The following is a 13,424-nucleotide window of genomic DNA, read 5'->3' on the forward strand; positions in this document are numbered from 1 at the left end:
CATGCTCGATACCGTCAAAGCCAAATCGCAGGCGCAGACCGCGACGCCGCATCCGCTCGACCCGCTGACCGCCGAGGAGATCACCGCCGCCTGCACGCTGGTGCGTACGGGCTCAGCCTCGCCGGAGAATTGTCGCTTCCCGACGGTGCGGCTGGAAGAGCCGACCAAGCAGGAGCTGGCCGCGGGTGGCGTGCCGCGTCGTGCGTTCGCGCTGACACTCGATGTCGCGACAGGAGAGGCGATCGAGCACATCGTCGATCTCGCCCGCAATGAGATTGTCGCCCGAAAAGTCATTCCGAACCGGGAGGCGCCCTATGGGCAGCCGTCGGTGATGCTGGAGGAAATCATCAAGTGCGAGGCTATGGTCAAGGCCGATCCCGGCTGGCGAAATGCGATGTACCGGCGTGGCCTCACCGACAAGGACATCGAGCTGGTCCAGGTCGATCCGTTCTCCTCGGGCTTCTTCGATTTTGAGTATGAGCGCGGCGCGCGCATCGTCCGCGCTGTCAGCTTCTTTCGCGAGCATCTCCAGGACAACGGCTATGCTCATCCGATCGAGGGCGTGGTTGCGGTCGTCGACCTCATCAGCGGCAAAGTGCTCGACCTCACTGACGGGGACCCGATCGTGCCGATCCCGCGCAAGAAGCGGAATTACGGCGCGCATGAAGTCACCAATACGCGAACCGACATCAAGCCGCTGCATATCGAGCAGCCCGAGGGCGCGAGCTTTGAGGTCGACGGCTGGAAGGTCGACTGGCAGAAATGGAGTTTTCGCGTCGGCTTCACGCCGCGCGAAGGGCTGGTGCTGCATCAGCTCGCCTACCAGGACGGCGCGCGCAAGCGGTCGCTGATCCATCGCGCCAGCGTCACCGAGATGGTGGTGCCTTACGCCGATCCCAGCGCGAACCATTTCTGGAAGTCGGCGTTCGATGCCGGCGAATACGGCCTCGGCATGCTCGCCAATGCGCTCGAGCTCGGCTGCGACTGCCTCGGCAACATCCACTATTTCAACGTGCCGGCCGCCGACAACAATGGAAAACCCTTCGTCATGCAGAACGCTATCTGCATGCATGAAGAAGACTACGGAATTGCCTGGAAGCACTACGAATTCCGCAACGGCCTGTTCGAGGTGCGGCGCTCGCGGCGGCTCGTGATTTCGTTCTTCGCCACCGTCGGAAACTACGACTACGGCTTCTACTGGTATCTCTACCAGGACGGCACGATCCAGCTCGAAACAAAGCTCACCGGCATCATCCAGACCGCCGCCGTACCGTCTGGCGAAAAGTACAAATGGGGCGGGATGGTCGACGACAATCTCGGCGGCCCGACACACCAGCACTTCTTCAACGTGCGCATGCACATGGATCTCGACGGCGGCGGCAACACCGTCAGCGAGCACGAGTTCGTGCCGCGGCCCTGGGGGGCGGACAACCCGCACGGCAATGCGTTCGACGCCACCACGCGCGTGCTGTCACGCGAGCGCGATGCCGCCGCCATTGCCAATGGCGAGACCGGCCGCTTCTGGAAGATCAGCAATCCCAACGAGACCAATTCGGTCGGCAACGCGCCGGCCTACAAGCTCGTGGTCAATCCAAGCCCTCTGATGCTGGCCCAGGAGGGCAGCTACGTCCGAAGGCGCGGCGGTTTTGCGACCAAGCACGTTTGGGTGACGGCCTTCGACGCGGCGGAAAAGTACGCCAGCGGCGACTATCCCAACAACCATGCCGGCGGCGACGGCTTGCCGCGCTATGCCGCGCAGAACCGCAACATCGAGAATACCGACATCGTGCTGTGGCACTCCTTCGGCCACACCCACATCTGCAAGCCCGAGGATTTTCCGATCATGCCGGTCGAATATGCCGGCTTCACGCTGAAGCCGACCGGCTTCTTCGCGGCCAATGCGGCCGGCGACATCCCGCCGGACCGCAACAGCCGCAGCGTGCTTGCGGGTGAGCAGAAGGACGCCGGCAGCGGGTCGTGCTGCCACAAGGGCTAGGTCTGCAGACCGCGCGGTAGGGGCTTGCTCAAGCACTAGCGGGAGCGCAACATCCACGACGGTCGTGGAGGCGCCCGATGAGCGATTTCGAATTGCCTGTGACCCGCTACGCGCTAAGCGGGGAGCTCAACATCGCATATCAAACAATCGGTGAAGGACCGATCGATCTCATCATCGTCCCCGGCATGGTGTCCCATGTCGAGTTCATGCATGAAGGCCCGGGATACACGGCCTCGTTGCGGCGCCTGTCTCATTTCGCCCGGGTCGTCACCTTTGACAAGCGAGGCCAGGGCCTCTCCGACAGAATGCCGGATGCTCCCTCGCTTGAACAGCGCATGGACGACGTTCGAGCCATCATGGATGAAATCGGTTCGCCCCGTGCGGCCCTGATGGGTATCTCCGAAGGTTCGGCAATGAGCATCTTGTTTGCCGCGACATACCCCGATCGCGTCTCTCATCTCATTCTGTACGCCGGCTTTGCGAGCTCACCGGCCCAAAAGGCCGCGAACTACGCAGCGCTCGTGTCCGAACGTGCAAAGGCGTGGGGAACGGGGGGATTGATCAATCTTATCAATCCGAGTGAGGCTCATAACCCTGAGGCGGTCAAACATTTCGCCAAGTTTGAAAGGCTGTCTGCCAGCCCAGGGGCGTTCAAGTCCTTTTCCTTGCTGAACGCCGCTATCGACGTCGAGTCCATATTGTCGGTGGTGCGAGTACCAACATTGATCCTTCACCGCGAGACGGACGCTCTCATTCCGGTGCAAGCCGGACGAAATCTCGCAAGGAAGATTCCCGACGCCAAATATATCGAGTACCCGGATGGTGATCACATACTGGGCTCCGGTGACGCCGACACCCTGTTAGGAGACGTCGAAGAGTTCATCACGGGCAGCCGCGAAAGCTCATCGCGCGACGGGGAGCGGGTTTTGGCGACCGTGCTTTTCACCGATATCGTCGATTCCACGCGCAACGCTGCCAATATGGGAGACCTGAAATGGCGACAGGTTCTGGACCGGCATGATCAGTTGGCAAAAGACGTCATCCAGCAGCATCGCGGCACGTTCATAAAAAGCACAGGTGATGGCATCCTGGCGACATTCGACGGCCCCGGCCGCGCGGTTCGTTGCGCGCTGGCTTTCAGTCATTCCTCGAAGCAACTGGGTCTGGCGGTGCGAGCGGGTCTTCACACAGGTGAGATTGAGATCAGGGGCGGCGACATCGGCGGGATTGCCGTGCACGCGGCCGCGCGCGTCATGGGGCATTCGAACGCTGACGAGGTTCTGGTCTCAAGGGTCGTAACTGATCTGGTTGCCGGCGCGGGTTTGAGCTTCGCCTCGCGTGGTTCGCACGAATTCAAGGGCCTTCCGGGCCGATGGGATATTTTCGCCGCCAGCCTGTAACGGTGATTGCCAGAGCCCTTGGCACGCCCGGGAGAGCCAGCCGAAAAACAGACGTTCGCGGAAACAGCTAGTTCGCCGGCGGATAGTAGAGAAATTCGATCATCAGGCAGCCATCGCGGGTGAAGGACGGTCCATGCTCGACATGGGCCGGCCTCACGGCATAGGTGCCGGCCTCCAGCAACTGCGTTTCCTGTGACGGCATGCCGATCGACAGCGTGCCCGAAACCAAAAAGACTTCCTCGCACCAATCATGCGAGACCGGATGGTCTACAGATGCTCCCGCAGCCCAGCGCGACAGGCGGGTCACGGCGCCCGTCCGCGTCGGATGATCGAAACGGCCGGACAGGATCTTTTCCTCGACCCCGACATAGCCGGGCACGGCCCGCCATCCCTCATCGGCCAGAGCGTTGAAAAACTCCCTGTGGTCCTTCATGAACCGACCGAAGCCGGGCTCCGTCATGCAATCATCTCCCGCGTCGACGCTGACACAGGTGCGAGCTTACAGCAGGCAAAAGGCGTTTCCCACATGGACCGGCAGAGCAGGGCTGTCCCGCAGGGGCAGTGCGCTCACTCCGCCATCAGCTCGACGTCGCTGGACGCCGGGCCGGCCACGAGACTGTCGAGATCGACCAGAAACAAATCGGCCATGTGGGTGAGCTGGTGGAGCGGGATGCTGATCTCGCCATTCTCGGCCCGCGAGACGAACTCGGGCGAGACGCCGACCAGGTTGGCGATCTGGGCCTCGGTGTAGCCACGCGCCTCGCGCGCGCCTTTGACCTGCGCGCCAATATGGCGCCGGTGCAGGGCCTGCTCTTCCTCGGTCATCATGAGCGCCTGTTCGTCCGCGCTCGCGACGCCATCGACGAAGGCGACGCCGATCAGCCGCCGCTTCTGCCAGGCGACGCGGCAGGTTTTTCGCAAGCCGTCGGCAAAGACCAGCGTGGCTTCTTTCGGAAACGACAGCGACCAGTCGAGCTTCAGCCGCGCGCCGGTGCCTGATACGTCCGCGATGGTGCAGGGGATGCTCACCGTGCCCCTGGCGCCATCGAATTCGATGATCCCGGTCCTGGCCGTGGATTGCCTGGTCGCAGCGCGCAATTCGCTCATGGACGTCGCCCCCGGGATGTCCAGCACCTGCTGAAAATCTGCAGCCGATTTTACCTCCCGGGTTCCCTGCGCTCAATCGAACCCGCAAGCCATGGTGAAGGATTGGTTCTCGACACACCGCGCCGAGATGAACCTTCCGGCCCGGCGACGCCACCAAGACTGGAGATCGCCCTTAGCCTTCCGGACATCGCAATGAGATCGCTCGCCTTGCTCTGCCTGCTCGCCTTCGCCACATCAGCACACGCGGCGTCTCCCGAGCAGCACTATCTCGATCTGCGCGACCGCTACATCGCGAAATTCTCGAAGGCCAAGGAGAGCGACGAGACCTTCAAGCAGCACGATGCGGCGCTCAACGAGCTGACCGGAGTGCTGCGCGGCCTGGTCGGTCCCGTCACGATCAAGGGACTGCCGGCCGAGGGCAAGTCCAACGCCGATACGCTGTTCGAGGGCGACATCGGCTTCGGCCATCTCGACGGGCTCGGCTTCGCCACCGAAGGCGACAAGCAGCAGGCCGTGGTGACCACGACATCGCTGCTCAAGCACTGGCTGCACGAGCACGGCAAGGACGGTATGCCGCAGGAGATCGATGCCGCGTTCAGGTCAGACCGCTTCTACTATCAGGCGATCCAGGACTCGGCCTTCGCCAAATACGCGGAGCTACCGATCACCAAACCCGCATCCGCGGGCGCTGCGGTCGCCGTCCTCGGCGTCCGTGGCAATGGCGATTTGAAAGGGCCGCCGCACGAGATCGACGTGGTCGCGATCCAGGGCGAGAAGGTCTTCTTCCTGGCCGCAACTGACGCCGTGAAGACGGCCGAGATCCCGGCTTGCGAGAAGGTCTGGAAGCAGATGATGGCCAAAAAGGTCCCGCAGGATTCCATGGCCAAGGAAGATCAGGCGATGGACGCCTACACAAAGTGCTTCGCCAAGGAGGCACCGAGCCAGAGCTGGTTTGCGGGAGCGATCAAGAAGGCGCAGAGCCAGTTGGAGCTGTTGCCGCTGCGCTAGCCGAAACGGTGTTCCGGCAGACCCTGCGCAACGCCGTGGATGGCGAGAAGATGACCGGCCCGAGGCTCGACGCTGAGCTGCTGCTGATCCAGGAACTTCCGGGCCGTGGTCAGGTACAGCGTTTTGAGGTCGCTGCCGCCAAAACACAGGCAGGTCGGATTGGTCACCGGCAGCGGGATGACGGTGTCGATCGTTCCGTCCGGCCGATAGCGCACCACCCGGCCGCCCGAGAAGAACGCCGTCCATAGCCCGCCGGTCACATCAACGCAGGCGCCGTCAGGTCGCTCCTGCGAGGCGCTGTAATCGGCAAACAGGCGCCTGTTTCGGATCACGCCGTCGTCGAGATCGAAGTCGAACGCAAAGGTGCGATACCGCCGCGTGTCGGTGAAATAGAGCGTGCGATGGTCGGGCGAGAACGCAATCCCGTTGGTGACGATGACGTCGTCGAAGATGCGTACGACCTGGCCGTCACCAGTCACGCGATACAGCGCGCCGTTCGGGCGATGCAGCTGGTTGTCCATGGTGCCGATCCACAGACGGCCACGGGCGTCGACGCGGCCGTCGTTGAGACGGTTGTCGAGGCCGCGTTCGACCTCGATCACGGTCTGGCGATGGTGGAGGGTCAAATCCCGTGCGAGCAGATGCGCACCGTCGGCCGTCAGGGCCTGGCTGCCGAGGAATTGGCATGCGTAGGAGGTGACATGATGCGCGCCCGTCGCCGGGTCGAAGGATTGATGCAGCCTGCCGTCGATGTCGATCCACCACAGCTTGCGGGAGCGGTCGCACCACAAGGGCGTCTCGCCCAGGATATCCGCGCTGGCGACGGCGGTCTCGACCTTGCGCGGGGAGATCGAATTCGCGCTCATGCCGGGATCCGGTTCCAGCCGCGCGCGTCGTCACCAAAGGCCTGATAGCCGTCCGGGGTCACGGCGATGGTGTCTTCGAGCTTGATGAAGCCTCGTCGCGGATGCGGCAGCGTGGTTTCGATCGAGATGACCATGCCGGCTTCCAGTGGCGCGTTGGCGTCGTCGGCGGGATAGGGAATGGGACCGCTCGCTGTCAGGCGCGGCGCTTCGTGGCTAACGATGCCCATGCCGTGGGCGACGAAATGCATCTGCTTGCCGTGAGGCGATCGCGCCAGCGCTTCCGTGGCGGCGGCGTAGATCTCGCAGCCGTCAAGACCCGCGCGGATCGGCGCCCGGGCTGCCTGCTGGATCAAATCGATCTCGTCGAGCAGATCGACCAGCTCGCCGTCCGGCGTCCCGTGCACGGCCATCCGGCAGAGATCGCCGATATAGCCTTTGTAGTTTCCGCCTGAATCCAGCGAGACGATATCGCCGGGCGCGAGGCGCTGCTCGGACGGCGCCCGGTTGAGGCTCGTGCCCATCGTCACCAGCGCGTATTCGAAGATCATGTCGCGCGACAGCTCCGCGTGGCGCAGATGATCGATGATCTCGCGCTTGCTCTGGCCGGCGCGGGTACGGCTCGCCGCGTCCATCATCGACGCGACCACGCGCTCGGACGCCTCGCGGAGGATCCCCAGCTCGGCCGCGGTCTTGATCGAGCGCAGTTTCTCCAGCGGCCGCATCGCCTCGACAAGCGGGCAATCGGGTCGCTCCCGGCGCAGCACATCCGCGGCATCGGCCGGCAGGAACGACAGCTCCGCGCCGACGCGAAGCGTGGGCGTCGCGATGGCTTTGATATGCCCAAGCGCGAGCGTCATCGCCTCGACCGAGGTCGACGATCCGAACACGACAGGCGGCATCCAATAGCCGGCGCCAGTCCGGTTCTGGACGCTGTCGCGTTCGTTGCGGTTGGCGATGTAAGCCGACTTGTCCAGCTCGCCCTTCACGTAGACGAAGATGGGCAAATACCGGCTGATGCCGATCGCTTCCATGTAGTCGAACTGGAAATGATAGTACCCGCCGAGAAGGTACTGGATGTTGTGCTTCGACGTCACGATCAGGACGTCGATGCCGGCATCGTCGAGCAGGCCGTCGAGCCTGGACGTGGAGAATGGAATATTGGCGTGCATCGATCGTTCTTCTGCGTCGACGATTTGATCTTGCGGGCAGGCGGGCGAGGGCGGTCAGGCGTCCTTCCAGGACGACAGGGCATGCGCGACGCAGCCATTGATGTGGTCGCTCAGCACGACCCTGGCGTTCTTGATGTCCCGCTTGAGCGCGCATTCCAGCAGCGCCTTGTGCTGGTTGATCGTCTCGGTGCCGCGATAGCGCAGCGCGTAGCGGAAGTACTTGTCGAATACGATCGCGTGCGTATGCATCAGCTCGCGCGAGCCGCAGCTCGAAATCAGCGCCTGGTGGAATTCGCCGTCGTAGCGCTTGCGCAGCTCGGGATCGTCGCCCTCCTTGAGGACGGTGCGCTCGGTCGCCGCCAGCTTGTGATGCGCCGACACCACGCGTCCCTCCCACTCGACGTCGCCGGCCCGAAACGACTCGGCCATCGCGTGATGCTCCAGCAGGATGCGCAGATCGGCGAGCTCGCGCAAATTCTGGATCGAGATCGGCGCCACCTCGAAGCCGCGCTGGCCTTCGGCCACCACGAAACCCTCCGACGTCAGGCGATTGAGGATCTCACGCAGCGTCGAGATGCTGACGCCGTAATCCTCCTTCATGGCATCGAGCTTGAGACGCCCGGAGGGCGTCAGCACGCCGAAAATGATGTCGGAGCGGATGCGCTGATAGCCGCTGTCGCCCGCCGACAAAGGCCGTTCCTCGAGTGCCGTCATGCCTTCTGATCCCGCTTGTCCGGACCGCCCGCTGCGCAAGAGCAGGCGAACCATCAATGTTGCCAGCACTATAGCAGATCGTCGATACCTGACGTCTACAATAATCTCATATGAAACGAATAATGTCGTTTGACTTGGAAATATATGTATGATGTGTAAATAACCTGAGGGTACGAGAAAATGAGCGCTTAAGCCGCCGTTCGTGCCCGTGGGACCAGGGAGGTAACGATGAGCTTGTGGGTACGGGCGCTGTCTGCGACGGCGATCTGCGTGGCGCTGACGGTCGGCGCATCCGCCGCCGATGACATTCAGGAGCGGACGATCAGGTGGGGGCACCTGAACAACACCGATCACCCCGTCAGCTTTGGCGTGCAGAAATTCGCCGAGATCCTGCTGGCGAAGAGCGGGGGCAAGATGAAGGTCCGCGAGTTCGCGGCCTCACAACTCGGCAACGAATTGCAGCAGCAATCCGCGCTACGCGGCGGCACCCAGGAAATGCTGTCGGCCTCCACGACCTCACTCGCAACCGTCATTCCGGAATTCGGCCTTGTCGATTTCCCGTTCCTGTTCAACACCACCGAGCAGGCCGATGCGCTGGCGACCGGCAAATTCGGCACCGCAATGCTCGATACGCTGCCGTCGAAGGGGCTGATCGGTCTCGGCTATTGGGGCCTCGGCTTCCGCAACGTCACCAACAGCACACGGCCCATCACCAAGCTCGAGGATTTCAGCGGCCTCAAGCTGCGCGTCATTCCGAACCCGGTCTATCTCGAGACCTTCGGCGCCTTCAAAGCCAATCCGGTCCCGATGGCCTTCGGCGAGCTGTATTCGGCGCTGGAGACCCGCACCGTCGACGGCGAGGAGAATCCCTACACGGTCATCCTCTCCAACAAATTCTACGAAGTGCAGAAATACGTCTCCGCCACCAACCACACCTTCACGCTGAACATCATCCTGGTGAGCAAGGCGTTCTGGGACAAGCTGTCGCCGACCGAGCAGCGCCTGATGCGCGAAGCCTATGAGGAGAGCCGCGGCTACCAGAAGGAGCAGACGCGCGCGCAGACCGAAAAGGCGCTGGCGGAATTGCAGGCCAAGGGCATGCAGTACAACGCGATCGCGCCCGAGGAGACCGAGCGCATGCGCAAGACGTCGCAGCCGGTCGCGGACAAGATCTCCGCCAGCTTTCGTCCCGAGACGGTGAAGCTCTTCAACGACGAAGTCGAGCGCATCCGCAAGGACGTGAAGTAGTCCACCTCTTCGTTAACGCAGGCGGCCGAGCCGGCCCATGGCCGGCCCACGCTCCTCCTTTGCCCGGACGTCACGCATGGCGCGCGCTCTCGATCTCTATTGCAGCTTCCTGAAAGCCGTCATTGCCGCGTGCCTCGCGGTCATGGTGGTCCTGGTCTTCGGCAACGTGGTGCTGCGTTACGGCTTCAACTCCGGCATCACGATCTCCGAGGAGCTGTCGCGCTGGCTGCTGGTCTGGCTGACGTTCCTCGGGGCCATCGTCGCGATGCGCGAGCACGCCCATCTCGGCGTCGACACCCTGATCCGGAAGCTGCCGGCCTCCGGCAAGCGCATCTGCTTCGTGCTCAATTACTGCCTGATGTTGTTTGCCGACTGGCTTCTGCTCTCCGGCAGCTGGCGGCAGACCATCATCAACCTCGACGATCGCGCGCCGGCGACCGGTCTTTCGATGGGCATCTTCTACGCGGTGGGGGTGATCTTCGGCGCATCGACCGCCGTTATCCTTCTCTACGACCTGTACCGCGTGATCAGCGGGCAGGCGAGCGAGGAAGACATGGTGGCCGTCCGGGAATCGGAGGAGCAGTGACATGACGATCGCCGTCTTCACCTTCTCGCTGCTCGGCGCCATGGCGCTGGGCATGCCGATCGCCTTCGCGCTCCTCATCTGCGGCGTCGCGCTGATGAGCACGATCGACATGTTCGACTCCCAGATCGTGGCGCAGAACGTCATCAACGGCGCCGACAGCTTTCCGCTGATGGCGATTCCCTTCTTCATGCTCGCAGGCGAGATCATGAACAAGGGCGGATTGGCCAAGCGCATCGTCAATGTCGCCCTCGTTGCGGTCGGGCATTTCCGCGGCGGGCTTGGTTACGTCACGATCATGGCCGCCTGCATCCTGTCGTCGCTGTCGGGGTCCGCGGCCGCCGACGCCGCCGCGCTCGCGGCGCTGCTGGTGCCGATGATGGTGGCGGCCGGGCACAAGAAGACTTACGCGGCGGGGCTCGTCGCCGCCGGCGGCGTCATCGGCCCGGTCATCCCGCCCAGCATCGGCTTCGTGATCTTCGGCGTCGCCGCCAACGTCTCGATCTCCAAGCTGTTTCTGGCCGGCATCGTGCCGGGACTGCTGCTCGGATTGGGCCTCTGCGCCGCCTGGTACTGGGTCGTGCGCAAGGAAAACCTGACGCCGCCGCCGCGGGCCTCGCTGCGCGAGATCCTGCACGCCATCATCGACGGTTTCTGGGCGCTGATGCTGCCCGGGATCATCATCGTGGGCCTGCGCTTCGGCATCTTCACGCCGACCGAGGCCGGCGTCGTCGTCGCCGTCTATTCGCTGTTCGTCGCGACCTGCATCTATCGCGAGCTGAAATGGTCGGAAGTTTACGCGGTGATGGTGTCGTCGGCCGTGACGACGAGCGTCGTCATGTTCCTGGTCGCCGCCGCGCTGGTGTCGTCCTGGCTGATCACGGTGTCCGAGATCTCCGCCCAGGTGGTCGATCTTCTAAAACCCTTCATGGGCAACAACACCATCCTGATGCTCGCGATCATGGTCGTAGTGGTGATCGTGGGCACGGCGCTCGACATGACGCCGACCATCCTGATCCTGACGCCGATCCTGATGCCGATCATCAAGGCGGCCCATATCGACCCGGTTTATTTCGGCGTGCTCTTCATCATCAACAATTCCATCGGCCTGATCACGCCACCGGTCGGAATCGTGCTCAACGTCGTCTGCGGCGTCTCCAGGATCAGCATGGAGGACATCATCAAGGGCGTCTGGCCCTTCATGATCGCGCAACTGATCGTCCTGTTCGCAATGGTATTGTTCCCGGGGCTGGTCACGATCCCGGCAAGATGGTTCGGCGGCTAGTCGCATCGGATACAATGGAACGGAGCAGGGCAATGGCCGCGAACATCATGATCCTCAACGGGCCCAATCTCAATTTCCTCGGCATCAGGGAGCCGCATATCTACGGCCGGACGACGCTGGAGGAAATCGAGGCGAGCTGCCGGGCGCTGGCCGACCAGCTCGGCGTCTCGATCGCGTTCCATCAGTCCAACATGGAAGGCGAGCTCGTCAGCCTGATCCAGTCCGCTCATGGCAACGCGGATGCGATCATCATCAACCCGGCCGGCTATTCCTTCACCTCGATCGCCCTGATCGATGCGCTCAAGATTTTTGAAGGCGTGAAGATCGAGCTGCATATCTCCAACATCCACGCGCGCGACGAGCTGCACCGCCACTCGATCACGTCGAGTGCCTGCACGGCCGTGATCTGCGGACTGGGTCCCTACGGCTATCTCGCCGCGATGCTGGCGGCCGTCCAAAAGCTCGGACAATTGCCTGCCACGATCCCGCCGGCCCTTCACGGGCTTGCGGCCGCGGGTCAGGCATAGCCTCAGGAGAGCGGGATGCGCGGATCGGGATTTCTCGCCATCTGGAGCGATGTCGTAGCGCAGGACCTGACCGATTACCGGCACTGGCTGACGCGCGAGCACACCACGGAGCGCGTGACCACGAAGGGGTTTCTCGCATCGCGTGTGTTCTGCACCACGCGGGACGATATCAATCGCTTCTTCATCCTGTACGAGCTGGAAACGCCCGAGGTGCTCGACGGCGAAGCCTATCTGGCACGCCTCAACGCGCCGACGCCGTGGTCACAGCGCATCATGCCAAGGCTTGGCAATTTCTTGCGGGGCGGCGGCGCCATGCTGGCGCGGGCAGGGCGGGGCGAGGGGGCCACAATTCTGGCGCTCCGGATCGAGAAGCTGCCTGGCAACCCCATGACATTGGCCGAGGCGCTGGTTGCATGCGACGGGGTCGCCGCCGTGCAGATCGGGGCAACCGACGAGGCGAGGACCTCGGTGCCAACGACGGAGAAGGGCATGCGCAAGGAGGAGGGCTTCTTCTCGGGCCTCCTGTTGATCGAGGCGCTCGATGAAGCCTCGCTACAGGCCGCCTTGCAGCAGGCACGCACGATTGCGCCTGACATTCTGGGGCGCGCGAGTGAGCCGGAAGTCTATCAAACCATGTTTACGCTCGACGCCCGCATCGCGGATTTCGGCTGATGGCAAATTTCTCGCTCGCCGCCCTGACCGTGCTCGAGCTTGCGCCGCCCGAGATGTTCGCGCTGGCGGCGCGCTGCGGCTACGAGAAAGTCGGGCTCAGGCTGCTGCCGGCAACGCCGGGCGGAACAGCCTACCGCCTGATGGACGATGCACCGCTCTTGCGGGAGACGCTGGCGCGATTGCAGGCGACGGGCGTGAGCGTTGCCGATCTCGAGGTCGTCGCGATCAGGCCGGAAACCGATATCGCGTCCTTCACGCCCTTCTTCGAAACGGGCGCGCGTCTCGGCGCGCGGCACATCCTCGTGGCCGCCTATGATCCGGATCTGACGCGGTTTTCGGACCGCTACCATCGGTTTTGCGAGGCGGCTGCCGCGTATGGACTGACGTCCGACCTCGAATTCATGCCCTGGACCAGCGTTCCGGACCTCAAGACTGCGATGCGGATCGTCGCCGATGTCGACCATCCCTCTGCCGGCATTCTGGTCGACGCGCTGCATTTCGATCGATCGCAGAGCTCGCTTGCGGATCTCCGCACCATCCCGGCACATCGGCTGCACTACTGGCAGCTCTGCGACGGTCCGACTGAGCGTCCGACGACGACGGAGCAGCTCATCCATGCCGCGCGCGAGGAGCGGATGTTTCCGGGCGAGGGCGGCATCGACCTTGTCGAACTGACGCGGGCGATGCCGGACGACCTCACCATCAGCATCGAGGTTCCGACCGTCCAGCTCGCGAAGACCGTCGATGCCGAAACCCGGGCGCGCCGGGCACTCGCGGCGGCCAAGGCCGTGGTCGAGAGGGCGCGCGCGAAGTCCTGAGGGAAGGGTGCTCCGGATGCCGCAAGGCGAT

14 protein-coding genes are annotated in these 13,424 nt (G+C 63.3%); 9 read left to right on the top strand and 5 right to left on the bottom strand.

Annotated features, from left to right (window positions below):
• The first annotated feature begins 1 nt into the window (after nt 1).
• Nucleotides 2-1,996 carry a primary-amine oxidase gene (locus tag NLM31_RS22545; protein ID WP_254193702.1) on the top strand — a complete coding sequence of 665 codons (1,995 nt, stop codon included), beginning with the start codon at nt 2-4 and terminating at the stop codon, nt 1,994-1,996.
• Between the two features lie 77 nt (nt 1,997-2,073).
• On the top strand, nt 2,074-3,396 hold the full coding sequence (locus NLM31_RS22550) for an adenylate/guanylate cyclase domain-containing protein (protein ID WP_254193703.1): 1,323 nt from the start codon (nt 2,074-2,076) through the stop codon (nt 3,394-3,396).
• A gap of 67 nt (nt 3,397-3,463) precedes the next feature.
• On the opposite strand, the gene NLM31_RS22555 is transcribed toward NLM31_RS22550, so the two are convergent.
• Entirely contained in the window at nt 3,464-3,856 is a 393-nt protein-coding gene (locus NLM31_RS22555; RefSeq protein WP_254193704.1) for a cupin domain-containing protein, read from the bottom strand.
• A gap of 107 nt (nt 3,857-3,963) precedes the next feature.
• The gene (locus NLM31_RS22560; RefSeq protein ID WP_254193705.1) at nt 3,964-4,503 is read right to left on the bottom strand and encodes a helix-turn-helix domain-containing protein; all 540 of its coding nucleotides are present in this window, start codon (nt 4,501-4,503) and stop codon (nt 3,964-3,966) included.
• Nucleotides 4,504-4,695: 192 nt separating this feature from the next.
• Between NLM31_RS22560 and NLM31_RS22565 the strand changes: the two genes are divergently transcribed.
• The gene (locus tag NLM31_RS22565) at nt 4,696-5,511 is read left to right on the top strand and encodes a hypothetical protein (protein ID WP_254193706.1); all 816 of its coding nucleotides are present in this window, start codon (nt 4,696-4,698) and stop codon (nt 5,509-5,511) included.
• Here the strand turns inward: NLM31_RS22565 and NLM31_RS22570 are convergent.
• The 3 genes from NLM31_RS22570 to NLM31_RS22580 are packed head-to-tail and all read right to left on the bottom strand — an operon-like array spanning nt 5,508 to nt 8,260.
• Nucleotides 5,508-6,377: an SMP-30/gluconolactonase/LRE family protein gene (locus NLM31_RS22570; RefSeq protein WP_254193707.1), complete on the bottom strand. Its 870-nt coding sequence runs from the start codon at nt 6,375-6,377 to the stop codon at nt 5,508-5,510. The two genes, NLM31_RS22565 and NLM31_RS22570, sit on opposite strands and share 4 nt — an antisense overlap.
• Nucleotides 6,374-7,546, bottom strand: a complete 1,173-nt coding sequence (locus NLM31_RS22575) for a Xaa-Pro peptidase family protein (RefSeq protein WP_254193708.1) — start codon at nt 7,544-7,546, stop codon at nt 6,374-6,376. The genes NLM31_RS22570 and NLM31_RS22575 overlap by 4 nt, the downstream gene beginning before the upstream one ends.
• A 54-nt stretch (nt 7,547-7,600) precedes the next feature.
• Entirely contained in the window at nt 7,601-8,260 is a 660-nt protein-coding gene (locus NLM31_RS22580) for a GntR family transcriptional regulator (RefSeq protein ID WP_254193709.1), read from the bottom strand.
• 228 nt (nt 8,261-8,488) lie between these two features.
• Here NLM31_RS22580 and NLM31_RS22585 point away from each other — a divergent pair, with 228 nt between their 5' ends.
• The 6 genes from NLM31_RS22585 (at nt 8,489) to NLM31_RS22610 (ending at nt 13,393) form a co-directional block, all read left to right on the top strand.
• Entirely contained in the window at nt 8,489-9,508 is a 1,020-nt protein-coding gene (locus tag NLM31_RS22585) for a TRAP transporter substrate-binding protein (protein WP_254131466.1), read from the top strand.
• 76 nt (nt 9,509-9,584) lie between these two features.
• The gene (locus tag NLM31_RS22590; protein WP_254131467.1) at nt 9,585-10,094 is read left to right on the top strand and encodes a TRAP transporter small permease; all 510 of its coding nucleotides are present in this window, start codon (nt 9,585-9,587) and stop codon (nt 10,092-10,094) included.
• A 1-nt stretch (nt 10,095) separates the two neighbouring features.
• Nucleotides 10,096-11,376: a TRAP transporter large permease gene (locus NLM31_RS22595; protein WP_254193710.1), complete on the top strand. Its 1,281-nt coding sequence runs from the start codon at nt 10,096-10,098 to the stop codon at nt 11,374-11,376.
• A 32-nt stretch (nt 11,377-11,408) separates the two neighbouring features.
• The gene (locus tag NLM31_RS22600; RefSeq protein ID WP_254193711.1) at nt 11,409-11,903 is read left to right on the top strand and encodes a type II 3-dehydroquinate dehydratase; all 495 of its coding nucleotides are present in this window, start codon (nt 11,409-11,411) and stop codon (nt 11,901-11,903) included.
• A gap of 15 nt (nt 11,904-11,918) precedes the next feature.
• A complete protein-coding gene (locus NLM31_RS22605) occupies nt 11,919-12,575 on the top strand; it encodes a hypothetical protein (protein ID WP_254193712.1) in 657 nt (218 codons plus the stop codon).
• Entirely contained in the window at nt 12,575-13,393 is an 819-nt protein-coding gene (locus tag NLM31_RS22610; protein ID WP_254193713.1) for a sugar phosphate isomerase/epimerase, read from the top strand. The genes NLM31_RS22605 and NLM31_RS22610 overlap by 1 nt, the downstream gene beginning before the upstream one ends.
• Nucleotides 13,394-13,424: the final 31 nt, after the last annotated feature.

The organism is Bradyrhizobium sp. CCGUVB4N (genome assembly GCF_024199945.1).
Lineage (GTDB): Bacteria > Pseudomonadota > Alphaproteobacteria > Rhizobiales > Xanthobacteraceae > Bradyrhizobium.